Genomic DNA, 16,993 nt, shown 5'->3' on the forward strand with positions numbered 1-16,993 from the left:
ATCGTCATGCACTCCAGTATATCAATTTTTGAACGTTTTGTTAATTCCATTTACATAAAAGCAACATAAATAACGCAGTATTGCCTGGCCGCGCAAAGTAACACGCCCTGAAAACCATGATGGGAATAAACGTTTTTTACTTGAGCATACCACGTGCGCCCCTTATCGACATATCCCCTGCGCGCGATTGGGGTTTACATTGGGTAACTTTCAACAATTTCAGTTTGTTATATTGCCCTCGACCTATAAAAAAGACGTATGTAAGAATTCCCGTATCTTGCCGTAGCTTAACATCACCAGGGGTTGGAAAATGGATAGGTATCATCATGTCTTTTTTACGCAATATGACCATCAGAAAGGTGTTGCTGATGGTGTTGACGCTGTTTCTTTTGCTGTGGGGAGGTGTGGCGTGGTTTACGCTCTCCGCCCTTAGAACCCATCCCAAAAGGAATTGTCAGTTAATAAGTAATGGCAATTTCTGAGGGAAATATGGTAAGCTATAAGTGGCAGATCAGCGATGAACTCTGGGGGAAAATGGTGCACTGGTCAAGTAAATCAGGACACTTTTTTCTCAGCCATTTGTTCATAACGCACCGGAGACAGATCCCCGTTAGCGGCATGATGCCTGTCTAGGTTGTAGTAGCGGATATACGTCGCCACATCCTGCTCCATGTAAGCCCGTGTTGGCTGGGGTACCAGCAGCAACCATTCATGTTTCAGACTGCCCCAGAAGCGCTCCATCACCGCATTATCCCAGCAGGCACCCACGTCTCCCATACTGCTCCTCAGCCTGTAGCTGCTCAGCAGCGCCTGAAAGCGTTGTCCCGTGTACTGCGCCCCCCTGTCCGTATGCACCACCAGGCCCGGCGGGGGAGTTCGCAGGTTATATGCCTTCATCAGGGCCCCGCAGACCAGCGATGAGGTCATCCGTCTGTCCACCTGCCAGCCCACTATCTGCCGGGAGTACAAATCCATAATAGCCGCCAGATACAGCCAGCCTTCACCGGTCTTCAGATACGTGATGTCACTCGCCCACACCTGATTTGGCCCCGGAGGGTTAAAATTCTGGTTCAGCAGGTTTGGGGCCACCTCTGCACCCGGGCGGGGTTTTGTCGTGACCTTATAAGTCCGGCGCTGTCGGCAGACCAGCCCCTCTTCCTGCATGAGTTTCCTCACCCGCCAGCGGCTGATTATGATGCCTTCTCCACGAAGCCTTTTGACCAGCGTCCGGCTTCCTGCTCCCTGCCTGCTGGCGGCGAACAGCGCCTTTAACCTGACCCGGACCTCCACGTCTTTTTGCAGCGGTTCGGCGGGCTTTTTTCGCCATGCATACCAGGCAGAGGCCGTCACACGCATGACCCGACAGAGTGTACGAACGCTGAAGTCAGTGGCATTGTCGAGAATGAACCGGTATCTCACGTGTAGTGGTCAACTAAATTTGGCCACCCTACCTGACTGTTGATGGAACAGCCGTTCTGATTCATTTGGTGTTAACCCACCGTTATACCAGTGAGGTCTGACATCGCTATAATAATGGGTTATGTAGCGAATAATGGATGATTGAGCAGTACTAAAGCTTTGGTAGCCAGTCGTTGGCACCCATTCAGTCTTCAGACTACGGAAGAATCGCTCCATCGGACTATTATCCCAACAATTTCCTCTGCGACTCATACTTTGGGTCATCTGATAACGCCACAATGCCTGCCTATACTGACGACTGGTGTAATGGCTTCCTTGGTCACTATGAAACATGACTTGTTTGGGATGCCCACGCAGTTCCCAAGCCATTTGTAGTGCTTTGGCTGTTAATTCTGAATCTGGCGAAAACGACATTGCCCAACACACGGGTTTTCGGGCAAATAAATCTAATACCACCGCCAGATACGCCCATCGGTCGCCTGTCCAAATATAGGTTACATCGCCGCACCAAACCTGGTCAGGCTTGGTAACAGCGAACTGCCTATTGAGCAGATTTGTAATATCAATACGTTCATTTCCACCGCGGTTGTATTGATGTTTTCTTGTTTGGCAACTAACGAGGGTTAATTCTTTCATCAACTTACCCGCTAACCACCGCCCAAGTTTCACGTCGTGTGTATTGGTATAGCCAAGCGACATTATTTTGATAACAGCCAGCTATGCTTCTTTGCCGCATATCAGGGCATAGGATGTAATCATTTTTAAGTCGGTTGGCTATAACCATCGTGGCGATAGTCCTTGCGCCCGCAGACCCGCCACTAACGTTCCACGCTTCGCTGACCAGGCTACGTTTTATCGTCCGCTCAATATCTGGCTCCTTAGGTCGACACCAATAGCGATAACTGCTTCGGTGAACATTAAAAATACGACACAACGCTTTCACTAAGCGTGTTGCTTAATAGTGAAATAAGGGTGTTTCGGTGATTGAAGTAAATTTTACGCTGTTCTGAGATGGAAATTCCAAAGACCGGCGCTAAGGAGTAAGAAGGTATCATCAATAAAGGGTCTACGATTCCGTAAAATTTGGGTCATGCAACCGAGGCGCTTGATACCCGCGATGGCGTGTTCAACTGTAATACGGATGCCCGAGATTATTTTATTTTCTTGTTTTTGTTCAGGCGATAAAGGTCTTTTTCGAGTTCCTTTTTTTGGGATTTGTGTATTAGGATGCTGTTTATCTATACCTTGAAAACCGGTATCTGCCCAGATGGTTACCTCAGGAGGAATATGGCGAATTATATCGACTTTATCGAGTAAGCGTTTATCGTGACGGCGCCCATTTTTGCTCATGGGGATAAATCCAATTTGCCTTGTTTCGTCAGTCATAATAAGCCCTTTTCGAGTGGTCTGTCTTTTCTTTCCCGAATACATTTTTTTTCGCCGACGCAGATTCTTAGGCTTTTGGACAGGTCGCTCTGTCCCATCAATAAAGACGTCTTTAACTCCAGGAAAGGCGCGAAAAAATTCCTCAGCAGAGCTAATTTGACGAGCGGGCAAAACACATTCTCGCCCCAAGGTCATCTCTAAAACCGGCAATAATATTTTTACCCAGCGACATACCCGTGTTCTATCTAAACCAAAAAGAAGTGCTTGCAAATCATAGGTCGGATAACATTTTAAATACAATAAAATAAAAAGCAGTTTATCTAATGGGGTTGGGATAAATCCTTTCTGCCCTGCACCCATCTGCCGCTCGTGATCTTTTCGATTCTTTTTCCGATAAATCAAATAACAAGCTGAAAATTCAGCGGCTAAATTTTTCAATTCTTCGACTGATAATCCAATGATTGCTTTACATAAACGATTATCTCGTATAGCTAAACGACTTAATTTTGATTACATTATTTAAATGAGCTATTCAATTGATTTTAGACGTAAAGTGATATCTACACGGAAAAACGAAGGGTTGAGTATCCGAGAAACAGCGAAGCAATTTCGGATTGGCCCTGCCTCTGTATCGCGTTGGATTAATCAAATAGAGTCAAAAGCATCGACCACGCGTCAGCGAAAGATCGATAAATCCGAGTTGATAAAAGATGTTGAACAATATCCAGATGCTTACCAAAAAGAACGTGCAGAGCGTTTTGGCGTTTGTCAGAAGGCCATTTGGCAAGCGCTTAAAAAGCTGGGATTGACCTATAAAAAAAACTCTACGTCATCCGAAAGCCGACGAAAACGCCCGGCAGGGATTTCAACAAAAAAAACAACAGTATGAAAAAGAAGGTAAACCTATTGTTTTTATTGATGAAAGTGGTTTTTCACACGATGCCCCACGGACTCACGGCTATTCCCCAAAAGGTCAACGGTGTTTTGGCCTGAAGAACTGGGGAGCTAGGGGAAGAACAAATGTTATCGGCGCTTTATTAGGCACAACGCTGTTTGCTATCGGATTATTTGATATCAATATTAACAGCGATGTTTTCTATGCCTGGGTCACACAAGTCCTTATCCCAGTACTCCCTAAAAACAGTGTAATCATGATGGACAATGCCATTTTTCACAAAAAACATAATATTCAACAAGTCATCATCGATGCAGGGTATATGGTGGAGTATTTGCCTACATATTCGCCAGATCTTAACCCAATTGAGCATAAATGGGCACAAGCAAAAAGCAAAAAAAGAGAGATGGGTTGCGATACAGAGAGTTTGTTCTCAGTCCATATGGTGTAATCAAAATTAAGTCGCTTGGCTATAACAACCGCTCTTTGTTGATCATTTCAAACCTTTATTCTCTAAGTTAAACCTCTTTTTATTCTCAATAGCCTGACAAAAAATGCAAGTCTCTATTCAGCAACTGGTTTACTGAATACAGACCCGTTTGCCTGCCTGCTGTGCGGGGCAAAAATGGCGTTCAGCCGGGCGCTGCCGGCAACGGCACTGGAGAAGCTAATCGCGAACGCCGGGGAGATAGCACGAATGCGTTACGTTGGATAATGCGGGGAAACTCTGCCTGGAATTTGGCGATGTAATCAAAAAACGCGCAATGTGTTCAAAAATCACCCAAACACAGAGGCATTCACGATAAAAAAGCCGGTTTTCATCGTTGCCAGCCCCCGAAATCAGGGGCCCCAAAAAGTTTGAAATTCCTAGGCGTTGAAGAGGCGGTCTCTCGCGCCATCACGATATTTCTGCTCGCTTATCGCGCTGAAGCGTCGAGGCCGTAAACCGTAGAGTGCCACCAATAAAAAAGAAGCTCGCGATTGAGCTTCTTTTAGGGCATTGGAGAAGCGGTTAGGCAGCAGCCTTAGCGCATCGTCACAAACTCTTCCGACGCGGTCGGGTGAATCGCCACGGTATTGTCGAAGTCGCGTTTGGTCGCGCCCATTTTCACCGCCACGGCAAAGCCTTGTAGCATTTCATCCATGCCAAAACCGATGCCATGTATACCCACGATCTTCTCTTCCGGTCCGACACACACCAGCTTCATGCGGCACGGTTGGTGGTGCTGCGTTACGGCGGTATACATCGCGGTGAAAGAAGAGGTGTAAACGTTAACCTGATCATCACCGAATTTTTCCCGCGCTTGCGGTTCGGTCAACCCGACAGTGCCAATCGGCGGATGGCTGAACACCACGGTGGGAATATTGGTGTAATCCAGATGCTCTTCCGGCTTGTTGTTAAACAGCCGTTCTGAGAGGCGGCGCCCCGCCGCAACAGCCACTGGCGTCAGTTCGACGGCGCCAGTGTTGCCGCCCACCGCATAAACCCCCGGCACGTTGGTGTTTTGGTATTTATCCACCTTGATAAAACCACGCTCGTCTTTGATGACACCCGCGGCTTCAATATTGAGGTTATCGGTTGCTGGCTCACGGCCAATCGCCCAAATCAGGCAATCCACGGTATAAGATTCACCGTTGATCAGATGCAGAGTCAGGCTACCATCGGCGTTTTTCTCCACGGACTGCGGCGAGGATTCGGTATGCAGCATCGGCCCTTCTGCCTTCATCACCTCCACCAGCGTAGTGAAGATCAGCGGGTCAAAGCCGCGCAACGGCGCGTGCTTGCGCACAAACAGATGGGTTTCGGAACCGAGCGCGTTCACAACACCGGCGATCTCAACGGCGATATAGCCCGCACCGACAATTGCCGTGCGCTTTGGCAAACCGTCAAGCGCAAAAAAACCGTCGGAATCGATACCGTACTCAGCCCCGGGAATCGAAGGACGCGTCGGCCGGCCTCCCGTTGCGATCACAATATGGTCGGCAGTAATGGTTTCGCCATTCACTTCAATGGTATGCGCATCGACAAAACGCGCAAAACCGTGGATAACGTCCACCTTGTTTTTGCCCAGCACATTGTTGTAGGACTGATGAATGCGATCGATATAGGCACTGCGGTTCTTCACCAGGACATCCCAGTTAAAGGCATTAACGGTGGTATCAAAACCATAGTCTGGCCCATACAGATGGATCGCTTCGGCAATCTGCGCCGCGTGCCACATGACCTTTTTCGGTACGCAGCCGACATTAACGCAGGTACCGCCCAGATACTTTGCTTCAATCAACGCACATTTTTGCCCATACATTGCCGCACGGTTAATGGACGCAATACCGCCACTGCCGCCACCGATGGCGAGATAGTCATAATGCTTTGTCATGAGAAGATCCATGGTTAAGTGAAGAGAATAAAACGCAGTGTAACCCCTGAACCCGGTCTGCGGCAAAACCGTTAACGTTGGTTTTGCCGATGGGTGCAACAGGTAAAACCTCTCAGGTTATTCTGGCACCACTTGCTCAATCAGCGTATGCCCAGTGCCATTATGCGCAAGCACGCCGTGCAACCACGGCAGCAGCGTTTGCATTTGCGCGTGCAGTTTCCACGGCGGGTTGATGACAATCATGCCTGACGCCGTCATGCCATAGCGATCGCTGTCAGGCAGCATTGCCAGTTCAATTTGCAGAATATTACGGATACCAGTGGCTTCCAGATCTTTGAGCATACGTTTGATTTGTTGGCGTAATACCACAGGATACCACAGCGCGTACACGCCGGTGGCAAAACGTTTGTAACTTTCCTGAATCCCTTTGACCACTGCCTGATAGTCGGTTTTTAATTCGTAGGGAGGGTCTATCAGGATAAATCCACGGCGAGAGGCGGGTGGCAATTGGGATTTCAACTGCTGATAGCCATCTTCACGCACCACTTTAGCTCGCGAATCACGTTGAAACTCACCGCGCAGCAACGGGAAGTCGCTCGGGTGCAACTCCGTCAGGTGAATACTGTCCTGCTCGCGCAGCAGTTGGCGCGCTATCAGCGGCGAACCGGGGTAGAAACGTAGCGTACCGTTACTGTTGTAGGCTTTAACCGCATTCAGGTAAGGGGTCAACGCTTCGGGAATGTCGTCCCGCTGCCACAGTTTGGCAATACCCTCCAGATACTCCCCGGTGCGCTCCGCATGTTCACCGCTAAGCTGATAACGCCCGGCCCCTGCATGGGTATCCAGATACAGAAACGGTTTCTCTTTTTCTTTGAGCGCAGTAATGATCAGGCTCTGAACGGTGTGCTTCAGTACGTCGGTATGGTTGCCGGCATGGAAACTGTGGCGATAACTCAACATAGTGTTTTTTTGTTTCCGTATTCTTTTTCATTTAATATAAAAAAATCAGCAAGTTAACAAAATTTTATACTGTTTATTTTTCCAGTATTTTTTTGCTGTTTTGCCGCTTTTGCGTTAACCTGTGATGTACGTGGTGATGTACGTGGAAACAGAGAACGCAGCTATGGCATCCAGTATAAACCGATTCACTGATAAAAAGTTAAAAGCCCTTTTTGCAGCGCCAAGGGATAAAGAATCAATCCTATCTGACGGGGGTGGGTTGATAGTACGGATTAGTACGAGTGGCGTGATCAGTTTGTATTTCCAATATCGTCTGGGTGGGCGAGAGTCTCCAATATCCAGGGCCAAGATTGGCAGATATCCAGAGATGACTCTGGCGAAGGCTCGTGAAATGCGTGACCAGTGCCGCCGATGGCTGGCAGAAGGGCGCGATCCACAAAGAATGATGAAACTTGACCGCGAAACCACGCTCAAACCCGTTACAGTGAAAGATGCGATAGATTACTGGCTGGCTGAATACGTAGATGGAAACCTTGTTAATGATGCCCGGTATCGGGAACGGTTTAATAACCATGTGTTTCCGTTTATCGGTGATATGGCACTTTCAGACTGTGAAACACACCATTGGCTAACCTGCCTTACAAGAGCGAAAAAGAAAGCACCTAGCGTTGCTGGGATGCTGCTGCAAATGTCACAGCAGGCGTTTAAATTTTGCTGTGTGCGTCGCTTTGCTGTGTGCCACGCTCTCGATGGCTTAACGAGGCTTTGTTGAATAAATCGAACTTTCAGGGGATCGCCGGATCAAAGCACTATCATCGCTCCCGATAGCAGCTCCCCATGGCAAAGCAAAAGTTTAAAATCACCAACTGGCCCACCTACAACAAAGCACTCAGACAACGCGGCTCCCTGACGGTCTGGCTTGATGAGTCGGCCATCGCTGCATGGACTGACAGTTCTTCGCCTGAAGGTCGTGGTCGGCCGCTTTACTACACCGATATGGCTGTTACCACGGTTTTGATGATAAAGCGCGTGTTTAACCTGTCGCTCCGGGCATTACAGGGCTTTGTCGACTCGGTTTTTACACTGATGAGCCTGCCACTGCGCTGCCCGGACTACTCTCTGGTCAGTAGGCGGGCAAAAACCGTCAGTATCAGCATAAAAACGCCAACGCGTGGTGAAATCTCGCATCTGGTCATCGACAGTACCGGTCTGAAGGTCTTTGGCGAAGGTGAATGGAAAGTCAGGCAGCATGGGGCTGACAGACGAAGAGTGTGGCGCAAGCTTCGGCTTTGTTGAATAATTTAAGATACTGATTTATATAAGCATTATAAAATTTCAACGACTAATTTTTCCTCTCGGAATGCTTTTTATTGTGCTAACTATTTGATTTGTCGTTCTAACAAAATACATTCTCTGTAAATGCATTCTACCTAAAGAAGATGTAAATCAAACGGTTAAATTATTCAACAAAGCCGCAAGCTTCATCTGGCAGCAGACAGTGCGACGCATGAGATTATCTGTGCCGACTTATCGCTCAGCGGAACGACAGATGCGCAGGCACTGCCGTGCCTGATTAACCAAACCCACCGAAAAATCAGGGAAGTGTCAGCAGACGGTGCTTATGACGCCCGTTACTGCCACGATGCGTTGCTAAGAAAGAAAATCAGGCCCCTTATCCCGCCGCGAAGCGGAGCCAAATACTGGCCGGACAAGTACCATGAACGTAACCATGCGGTGGCGAATCAGCGTCTGAGCGGGAGTAATGATATGTGGAAAAAGAAAGTGGGTTATCACCGGCGTTCAGTGGCAGAAACAGCGATGTTCCGCATAAAAACTTTGCTGGGTGGCCATCTGAGCCTGCGTGACTATGAGGCTCAAGTAGGTGAAGCCATAGCGATGGTCAAAGCGCTGAACCGTATGACGGGCTTTGTTGAATAATTTAACCGTTTGATTTACATCTTCTTTAGTTAGAATGCATTTACAGAGAATGTATTTTGTTAGAACGACAAATCAAATAGTTAGCACAATAAAAAGCATTACGGCTGGAAAACTTAGTTGTTGAAGTGTTATAATAATTATGTAAATCAGCATGTTAAATTATTCAACAAAGCCCAAAGCCGCTTAACGATGCAAGATATCGGCGTTAAGATAAATAGACGTAAGCGGCTTCTTTCAAACACGGAGCTAACGGAGTTATTACAGGCGATAAACAGCAATTTTTTCTCCCCCTATTATGAAAATCTTATTTATCTGCTGGTGATTTTTGGTTCCCGTACCGTAGAGGTTCGATTATCGAATATTGATGAGTGGGATTTAAAATCGCGTTTATGGACTGTTCCAGAACAGCACAGCAAGACGGGTGAAAAAATAGTAAGACCGATCCCTGATAGAATATGTCCGCTGATTGAGCGATTGGTAGAGCAGAATAAAAAAACGGGCTATTTGCTTGGTGAATTAAAAGAGAATACAGCGGTAAGTGCCACTGGCAGCAGGATTTATCAACGATTGGGGCATTCTGAGCCGTGGACACTTCACGATCTGCGCCGCACGTTCTCAACGGACATGAATGATTTGGGCATACCGCCCCACATAGTTGAATTGCTTCTTGGTCACTCGTTGGGCGGCGTCATGGCGGTATACAACCGTAGTCTATACCTGCCGGAAAAGCTGAACGCACTGAATAAGTGGTATGACCGCTTAGAACTTCTTGCGGGTAATCATCAAAATGTGGTTCTGTTACCTGTAGCGAATAGAGATTAAACTGGTCTTGCGAGTCTAGGTCGGCCAACCGAAAAGCGGGAAACCCTACCCGCCTGGCTCGCAAGTTAATTAGGGGCGTTGAGGGTAACGTAATGAGTAAAGAGCTTTCATTTACAACAGAACTGCCGGAATGCCCCATTCCCACTCGAAACGCAACAAAACGGTAGAGGCTTAGAGACTGTAAAATAATCTGTGTAAATGGCATTTTGAGGAAAACCTTCAAAGGATAACAAAATGCCTATCAGCAACGAACTTATTGACCAACTGCTTCAAGATTGTCACTCCCCTCAGGATCTGCTGGGTGAATCAGGCCTACTCAAGGTGCTGACTAAAAGACTGGCGGAACGGGTTCTTGAAGCTGAGATGGAGATGCACCTTGGGTATGCTAAGCATGACCCGGCTGGTAATCATTCAGGCAACTCACGCAATGGCAAGACATCCAAGAGCGTACGTAGCCAAAATGGGGAGATCGAGCTCGATATTCCGCGCGACCGCAACAGTACCTTCGAGCCGACACTGATCGGTAAGCACGAAAAACAGCTTAACGGCTTCGATGACCGCATTATTTCTCTCTATTCCAGAGGGTTATCAACCCGTGATATTCAGGCACACTTTAAAGAAGTCTACGGGGTCGATGTTTCCGCTGGCTTCATTTCTCAAGTGACCAATGCTGTGATGGATGAAGTTAAGCGCTGGCAGCAACGGCCGCTGGATGCGCTTTATCCCATTGTTTACCTTGACTGTATTGTTGTCAAAAGCCAGGACGGCGGAGCCGTGGCCAACAAGTCTGTTTATCTGGCCCTCGGCGTCAACGGCCAGGGCGAAAAAGAGCTGCTGGGGCTATGGATAGCCAAAACTGAGGGGGCCAAGTTCTGGTTATCTGTGATGACAGAACTGAAAAATCGTGGGCTAAAGGACATCTTCGTCGCCTGCTGCGATGGCCTGAAAGGCTTTCCTGATGCCATTGAAGCTGTTTACCCGCATACGCGGGTACAGCTCTGCATTGTGCATCAGGTGCGGAACTCGCTGCGCTACGTCGGCTGGAAAGAGCGTAAGGCCGTTGCTGCTGACCTGCGCACCATCTATAGTTCCGCAACGCTAGAGGGCGCTGAAGAGGCCCTGGATGCCTTCGCGGCCAAATGGGATGAACAGTTCCCGACGATCAGCCCGTCGTGGAGAAATAATTGGGAACGTCTCATCGTCATTTTTGACTTTCCGCCGGAGATCCGCAAGGTTATCTACACCACCAACGCGATAGAGTCGTTAAATGCTTCATTGCGCAAGATAACGAAAACGCGACGAATATTTCCAACGGATGACTCGGTGATAAAATTACTCTATCTAGCCTTGCATAATATCTCTGCTAAATGGACCTTGCCAATCAGAGACTGGAAACCTGCTATGAGCCAATTCATGTTGATGTATGGAGAACGAATCTCCGGTTAAGCAATGGAGCCATTTACACAAAATTCTTTACAGACTCGAGGCTTATGCCACCAGTAAGTGCGTTAAAAATACCTCATTGGGGGAACGATAGCCCAGCGATTTTCTGCCCCTTGTATTGAGTATGTGTTCGAGTTCGGCAATCTTACGATGACTGACCTGACTGAAGTCTGTTCCCTTTGGGTAAAAACGTCGTATCAGCCCGTTGGTGTGCTCATTCAAGCCCCTCTCCCAGGAATGATAAGGATGGGCAAAGTAGACCTGCGCCCCTGTGATTTGAGTAATTTGCTCGTGCAGAGCGAATTCAGGGCCGTTATCAGCTGTTAGGGTCTTAAACTTGCAAAAGGTATTAGCTTCAATGTCCCTGAAAGCAGCAACCACAGTCTCCGCACGCTTATTAGGCAGTTTGCGAATGATGACGGTTTTCAATAAGCGTGTGGCTTTGTTGAATAATTTAAAATACTGATTTAAATGGGTATTATAAAATTTTAACGACTAAATTTTACTACCGTAATGCTTTTTATTGTGCTAACTATTTGATTTATCGCTCTAACAAAATACATTTTCTGTACATGCATCCCACCTAAAGAAGTTGTAAATCAAAACGTTAAATTATTCAACAAAGCCTAAGCGTGTTGCTTAATAGTGAAATAAGGGTGTTTCGGTGATTGAAGTAAATTTTACGCTGTTCTGAGATGGAAATTCCAAAGACCGGCGCTAAGGAGTAAGAAGGTATCATCAATTCCGTAAAATTTGGGTCATGCAACCGAGGCGCTTGATACCCGCGATGGCGTGTTCAACTGTAATACGGATGCCCGAGATTATTTTATTTTCTTGTTTTTGTTCAGGCGATAAAGGTCTTTTTCGAGTTCCTTTTTTTGGGATTTGTGTATTAGGATGCTGTTTATCTATACCTTGAAAACCGGTATCTGCCCAGATGGTTACCTCAGGAGGAATATGGCGAATTATATCGACTTTATCGAGTAAGCGTTTATCGTGACGGCGCCCATTTTTACTCATGGGGATAAATCCAATTTGCCTTGTTTCGTCAGTCATAATAAGCGCTTTTCGAGTGGTCTGTCTTTTCTTTCCCGAATACATTTTTTTTCGCCGACGCAGATTCTTAGGCTTTTGGACAGGTCGCTCTGTCCCATCAATAAAGACGTCTTTAACTCCAGGAAAGGCGCGAAAAAATTCCTCAGCAGAGCGAATTTGACGAGCGGGCAAAACACATTCTCGCCCCAAGGTCATCTCTAAAACCGGCAATAATATTTTTACCCAGCGACATACCCGTGTTCTATCTAAACCAAAAAGAAGTGCTTGCAAATCATAGGTCGGATAACATTTTAAATACAATAAAATAAAAAGCAGTTTATCTAATGGGGTTGGGATAAATCCTTTCTGCCCTGCACCCATCTGCCGCTCGTGATCTTTTCGATTCTTTTTCCGATAAATCAAATAACAAGCTGAAAATTCAGCGGCTAAATTTTTCAATTCTTCGACTGATAATCCAATGATTGCTTTACATAAACGATTATCTCGTAACAACCGCTCTTTCATTTCAAACCTTTATTCTCTAAGTTAAACCTCTTTTTATTCTCAATAGCCTGACAAAAAATGCAAGTCTCTATTCAGCAACTAGTTTACTGAAAAATTCTCGGTAGTTGAAAAGCTAAGAGCGCTTTATCCAGTGAAAGCGTTGTGTCGTATTTTTAATGTTCACCGAAGCAGTTATCGCTATTGGTGTCGACCTAAGGAGCCAGATATTGAGCGGACGATAAAACGTAGCCTGGTCAGCGAAGCGTGGAACGTTAGTGGCGGGTCTGCGGGCGCAAGGACTATCGCCACGATGGTTACCAATACACACGACGGCTTTGTTGAATAATTTAACATGCTGATTTATATAAGCATTATAAAATTTCAACGACTAATTTTTCCTCTCGGAATGCTTTTTATTGTGCTAACTATTTGATTTGTCGTTCTAACAAAATACATTCTCTGTAAATGCATTCTAACTAAAGAAGATGTAAATCAAACGGTTAAATTATTCAACAAAGCCACACACGACGTGAAACTTGGGCGGTGGTTAGCGGGTAAGTTGATGAAAGAATTAACCCTCGTTAGTTGCCAAACAAGAAAACATCAATACAACCGCGGTGGAAATGAACGTATTGATATTCCAAATCTGCTCAATAGGCAGTTCGCTGTTACCAAGCCTGACCAGGTTTGGTGCGGCGATGTAACCTATATTTGGACAGGCGACCGATGGGCGTATCTGGCGGTGGTATTAGATTTATTTGCCCGAAAACCCGTGGGTTGGGCAATGTCGTTTTCGCCAGATTCAGAATTAACAGCCAAAGCACTACAAATGGGCTTTGTTGAATAATTTAACCGTTTGATTTACATCTTCTTTAGTTAGAATGCATTTACAGAGAATGTATTTTGTTAGAACGACAAATCAAATAGTTAGCACAATAAAAAGCATTCCGAGAGGAAAAATTAGTCGTTGAAATTTTATAATGCTTATATAAATCAGTATCTTAAATTATTCAACAAAGCCCTACAAATGGCTTGGGAACTGCGTGGGCATCCCAAACAAGTCATGTTTCATAGTGACCAAGGAAGCCATTACACCAGTCGTCAGTATAGGCAGGCATTGTGGCGTTATCAGATGACCCAAAGTATGAGTCGCAGAGGAAATTGTTGGGATAATAGTCCGATGGAGCGATTCTTCCGTAGTCTGAAGACTGAATGGGTGCCAACGACTGGCTACCAAAGCGAGACTGTAAAATAATCTGTGTAAATGGCATTTTGAGGAAAACCTTCAAAGGATAACAAAATGCCTATCAGCAACGAACTTATTGACCAACTGCTTCAAGATTGTCACTCCCCTCAGGATCTGCTGGGTGAATCAGGCCTACTCAAGGTGCTGACTAAAAGACTGGCGGAACGGGTTCTTGAAGCTGAGATGGAGATGCACCTTGGGTATGCTAAGCATGACCCGGCTGGTAATCATTCAGGCAACTCACGCAATGGCAAGACATCCAAGAGCGTACGTAGCGGCTTTGTTGAATAAATCAGAATTAGCCGACAGGATGACTCCCTCTGCTACACCTGTTATCCTATCCTGACGCTGTGTGGCATACCCAACAACGTCATACGGTTCAGCGCTTTGACCATCGCTATGGCTTCACCTACTTGAGCCTCATAGTCACGCAGGCTCAGATGGCCACCCAGCAAAGTTTTTATGCGGAACATCGCTGTTTCTGCCACTGAACGCCGGTGATAACCCACTTTCTTTTTCCACATATCATTACTCCCGCTCAGACGCTGATTCGCCACCGCATGGTTACGTTCATAGTACTTGTCCTGCCAGTATTTGGCTCCGCTTCGCGGCGGGATAAGGGGCCTGATTTTCTTTCTTAGCAACGCATCGTGGCAGTAACGGGCGTCATAAGCACCGTCTGCTGACACTTCCCTGATTTTTCGGTGGGTTTGGTTAATCAGGCCCGGCAGTGCCTGCGCATCTGTCGTTCCGCTGAGCGATAAGTCGGCACAGATAATCTCATGCGTCGCACTGTCTGCTGCCAGATGAAGCTTGCGCCACACTCTTCGTCTGTCAGCCGCATGCTGCCTGACTTTCCATTCACCTTCGCCAAAGACCTTCAGACCGGTACTGTCGATGACCAGATGCGAGATTTCACCACGCGTTGGCGTTTTTATGCTGATACTGACGGTTTTTGCCCGCCGACTGACCAGAGAGTAGTCCGGGCAGCGCAGTGGCAGGCTCATCAGTGTAAAAACCGAGTCGACAAAGCCCTGTAATGCCCGGAGCGACAGGTTAAACACGCGCTTTATCATCAAAACCGTGGTAACAGCCATATCGGTGTAGTAAAGCGGCCGACCACGACCTTCAGGCGAAGCACTGTCAGTCCATGCAGCGATGGCGGACTCATCAAGCCAGACCGTCAGGGAGCCGCGTTGTCTGAGTGCTTTGTTGTAGGTGGGCCAGTTGGTGATTTTAAACTTTTGCTTTGCCATGGGGAGCTGCTATCGGGAGCGATGATAGTGCTTTGATCCGGCGATCCCCTGAAAGTTCGATTTATTCAACAAAGCCGAAAAATTGACGATAATTTTTCACATGTACATGTTGAATGTTTTTTTCAGCAAAATGTCAGATACGTCTTACAAAAAAAGGAATCTTGACCAAAGAGCAAGACATTATTTATTACCATAACCCCTCCGCTACGTATTTATCGCGAGATTTAACTTTCCCGCTTGCCGTACAGGCTTAACGTTGATCATCCTAAAGTTACCTATCCAACAAAGGGCAACCAAACCGATATCATGAAAAGATGCGAATGAACATCTACAGGGCTTTGTTGAATAATTTAAGATACTGATTTATATAAGCATTATAAAATTTCAACGACTGATTTTTCCTCTCGGAATGCTTTTTATTGTGCTAACTATTTGATTTGTCGTTCTAACAAAATACATTCTCTGTAAATGCATTCTAACTAAAGAAGATGTAAATCAAACGGTTAAATTATTCAACAAAGCCGCGTGACACTTTCACTCATTGTTATTATAAACATGATCCTAAAGAGTACTGCGTTTACATGATCCCCCACCCTTGGCAAACCTCGAATCGCATATAACTATGGTTCTTATCACTCCGTTAAAAAGCTAATTTACGGCACGTCATTTCACGACGTTGTGGTAAGCCGCTTTTATACCGAGCAGTAGATGCCATTCGCTAAACACACATAGCTTCATTCACTACATTCCGCCCTTTAGCAAAAACGCCAACATTTTCCCGGCTTTGTTGAATAATTTAACATGCTGATTTACATAATTATTATAACACTTCAACAACTAAGTTTTCCAGCCGTAATGCTTTTTATTGTGCTAACTACTTGATTTGTCGTTCTAACAAAATACAGTCTCTGTACATGTATTCTACCTAAAGAAGATGTAAATCAAACGGTTAAATTATTCAACAAAGCCCATTTTCCCTAATCTCAATAATGCCTTGCTGGGCGGCTTTCCTCTTTTCGTCTTCAACACAACGGCGTCCGGTGATAAGGGCAACGTTAATGCGAGGCTTTCCTGACACTCAAGAAGCCAACACGCTCATTCGCAGCACGAACAACACCAGCCAAGGTGTGATGCCATATCACAGAAGAATAACATATGAATTCAGATAATTCTTGATTTTAATACCTGCTCATATCAGGTTAGGTATTCGAGACTTTCATCTATATCCTGAAAAAATCAGCGGATGTCAAAAAATACAGATTTTTACATTCAATAAAATCAAAACCAAATCGATTTTACCTGTCTGATCCTACTGGGTCACTGTCTCATTTAAGACACAAAAAAAGAAAAATATACCACATCCTTGACGATAAAAATGCGCATTGAAAACACATCAATCGGCTAGACGAGCACTTTACTCTCTGGCTGACAATGGCTTTGTTGAATAATTTAACCGTTTGATTTACATCTTCTTTAGGTAGAATGCATGTACAGAGACTGTATTTTGTTAGAACGACAAATCAAGTAGTTAGCACAATAAAAAGCATTACGGCTGGAAAACTTAGTTGTTGAAGTGTTATAATAATTATGTAAATCAGCATGTTAAATTATTCAACAAAGCCGCTGACAATTACAACCATTATTAAACAGTAAATAAACAAACCAATAACAATCGCTAAACTGATGACTATTTCCCTATAAAAATTTGCAA

The 16,993-nt window shown here is 45.8% G+C and carries 11 protein-coding genes and 8 pseudogenes; 11 read left to right on the forward strand and 8 right to left on the reverse strand.

The genetic code is table 11. From position 1 onward, the window contains the following. Nucleotides 1-555: 555 nt before the first annotated feature. The 3 genes and pseudogenes from ACQGXV_RS12845 to ACQGXV_RS12855 form a co-directional block, all read right to left on the reverse strand. Nucleotides 556-1,419: an IS3 family transposase gene (locus ACQGXV_RS12845; RefSeq protein ID WP_440866587.1), complete on the reverse strand. Its 864-nt coding sequence runs from the start codon at nt 1,417-1,419 to the stop codon at nt 556-558. Nucleotides 1,420-1,428: 9 nt separating this feature from the next. Then, nucleotides 1,429-2,332, reverse strand: a pseudogene (locus tag ACQGXV_RS12850) (IS3 family transposase); the annotation flags it as partial. A gap of 83 nt (nt 2,333-2,415) precedes the next feature. Next, nucleotides 2,416-3,243 carry a transposase family protein gene (locus ACQGXV_RS12855; RefSeq protein ID WP_440866588.1) on the reverse strand — a complete coding sequence of 276 codons (828 nt, stop codon included), beginning with the start codon at nt 3,241-3,243 and terminating at the stop codon, nt 2,416-2,418. Between the two features lie 85 nt (nt 3,244-3,328). Between ACQGXV_RS12855 and ACQGXV_RS12860 the strand changes: the two genes are divergently transcribed. Next, nucleotides 3,329-3,694, forward strand: a complete 366-nt coding sequence (locus ACQGXV_RS12860; protein ID WP_440862584.1) for an IS630 transposase-related protein — start codon at nt 3,329-3,331, stop codon at nt 3,692-3,694. Continuing rightward, nucleotides 3,618-4,151, forward strand: coding sequence for an IS630 family transposase (locus tag ACQGXV_RS12865; RefSeq protein WP_440867407.1), 534 nt, complete (start codon nt 3,618-3,620; stop codon nt 4,149-4,151). Before ACQGXV_RS12860 ends, ACQGXV_RS12865 begins: the two co-directional genes overlap by 77 nt. A 574-nt stretch (nt 4,152-4,725) precedes the next feature. Here ACQGXV_RS12865 and gorA read toward each other — a convergent pair. Both gorA and ACQGXV_RS12875 read right to left on the reverse strand, forming a co-directional pair. Continuing rightward, nucleotides 4,726-6,078, reverse strand: a complete 1,353-nt coding sequence (gene gorA, locus ACQGXV_RS12870; RefSeq protein WP_440866589.1) for a glutathione-disulfide reductase — start codon at nt 6,076-6,078, stop codon at nt 4,726-4,728. Between the two features lie 117 nt (nt 6,079-6,195). Next, nucleotides 6,196-7,038, reverse strand: a complete 843-nt coding sequence (locus tag ACQGXV_RS12875) for a 23S rRNA (adenine(2030)-N(6))-methyltransferase RlmJ (protein WP_440866590.1) — start codon at nt 7,036-7,038, stop codon at nt 6,196-6,198. A gap of 163 nt (nt 7,039-7,201) precedes the next feature. Here ACQGXV_RS12875 and ACQGXV_RS12880 point away from each other — a divergent pair, with 163 nt between their 5' ends. The 5 genes and pseudogenes from ACQGXV_RS12880 to ACQGXV_RS12900 all read left to right on the forward strand — a co-directional run bounded on the left by ACQGXV_RS12880 (nt 7,202) and on the right by ACQGXV_RS12900 (nt 11,244). Further along, nucleotides 7,202-7,810: an Arm DNA-binding domain-containing protein gene (locus ACQGXV_RS12880; RefSeq protein WP_440866591.1), complete on the forward strand. Its 609-nt coding sequence runs from the start codon at nt 7,202-7,204 to the stop codon at nt 7,808-7,810. Between the two features lie 65 nt (nt 7,811-7,875). Further along, nucleotides 7,876-8,313, forward strand: a pseudogene (locus tag ACQGXV_RS12885) (IS5 family transposase); the annotation flags it as partial. Nucleotides 8,314-8,511: 198 nt separating this feature from the next. Continuing rightward, nucleotides 8,512-8,976, forward strand: a pseudogene (locus tag ACQGXV_RS12890) (IS5 family transposase); the annotation flags it as partial. A 183-nt stretch (nt 8,977-9,159) separates the two neighbouring features. Further along, nucleotides 9,160-9,798: pseudogene (locus ACQGXV_RS12895) on the forward strand (site-specific integrase); the annotation flags it as partial. Between the two features lie 234 nt (nt 9,799-10,032). Beyond that, entirely contained in the window at nt 10,033-11,244 is a 1,212-nt protein-coding gene (locus tag ACQGXV_RS12900; protein ID WP_440862551.1) for an IS256 family transposase, read from the forward strand. Nucleotides 11,245-11,286: 42 nt separating this feature from the next. Here the strand turns inward: ACQGXV_RS12900 and ACQGXV_RS12905 are convergent, their stop codons facing one another. After that, entirely contained in the window at nt 11,287-11,670 is a 384-nt protein-coding gene (locus tag ACQGXV_RS12905) for an IS30 family transposase (protein WP_440864049.1), read from the reverse strand. Nucleotides 11,671-11,979: 309 nt separating this feature from the next. Then, nucleotides 11,980-12,801 carry a transposase family protein gene (locus ACQGXV_RS12910; RefSeq protein ID WP_440866592.1) on the reverse strand — a complete coding sequence of 274 codons (822 nt, stop codon included), beginning with the start codon at nt 12,799-12,801 and terminating at the stop codon, nt 11,980-11,982. Between the two features lie 88 nt (nt 12,802-12,889). Between ACQGXV_RS12910 and ACQGXV_RS12915 the strand changes: the two are divergent. The 4 pseudogenes from ACQGXV_RS12915 to ACQGXV_RS12930 all read left to right on the forward strand — a co-directional run. Then, nucleotides 12,890-13,099, forward strand: a pseudogene (locus ACQGXV_RS12915) (IS3 family transposase); the annotation flags it as partial. Between the two features lie 213 nt (nt 13,100-13,312). Then, nucleotides 13,313-13,618 (forward strand): annotated as a pseudogene (locus ACQGXV_RS12920) (DDE-type integrase/transposase/recombinase); the annotation flags it as partial. 177 nt (nt 13,619-13,795) lie between these two features. Next, a pseudogene (locus ACQGXV_RS12925) lies at nt 13,796-14,020 on the forward strand (DDE-type integrase/transposase/recombinase); the annotation flags it as partial. A 60-nt stretch (nt 14,021-14,080) separates the two neighbouring features. Next, a pseudogene (locus tag ACQGXV_RS12930) lies at nt 14,081-14,302 on the forward strand (transposase); the annotation flags it as partial. Between the two features lie 56 nt (nt 14,303-14,358). Here the strand turns inward: ACQGXV_RS12930 and ACQGXV_RS12935 are convergent. After that, the gene (locus ACQGXV_RS12935) at nt 14,359-15,282 is read right to left on the reverse strand and encodes an IS5 family transposase (protein WP_440866593.1); all 924 of its coding nucleotides are present in this window, start codon (nt 15,280-15,282) and stop codon (nt 14,359-14,361) included. Between the last annotated feature and the right edge of the window lie 1,711 nt (nt 15,283-16,993).

Origin of the sequence: Symbiopectobacterium purcellii (assembly GCF_052050035.1) — a bacterium.
Classification (GTDB): domain Bacteria; phylum Pseudomonadota; class Gammaproteobacteria; order Enterobacterales; family Enterobacteriaceae; genus Symbiopectobacterium; species Symbiopectobacterium purcellii_A.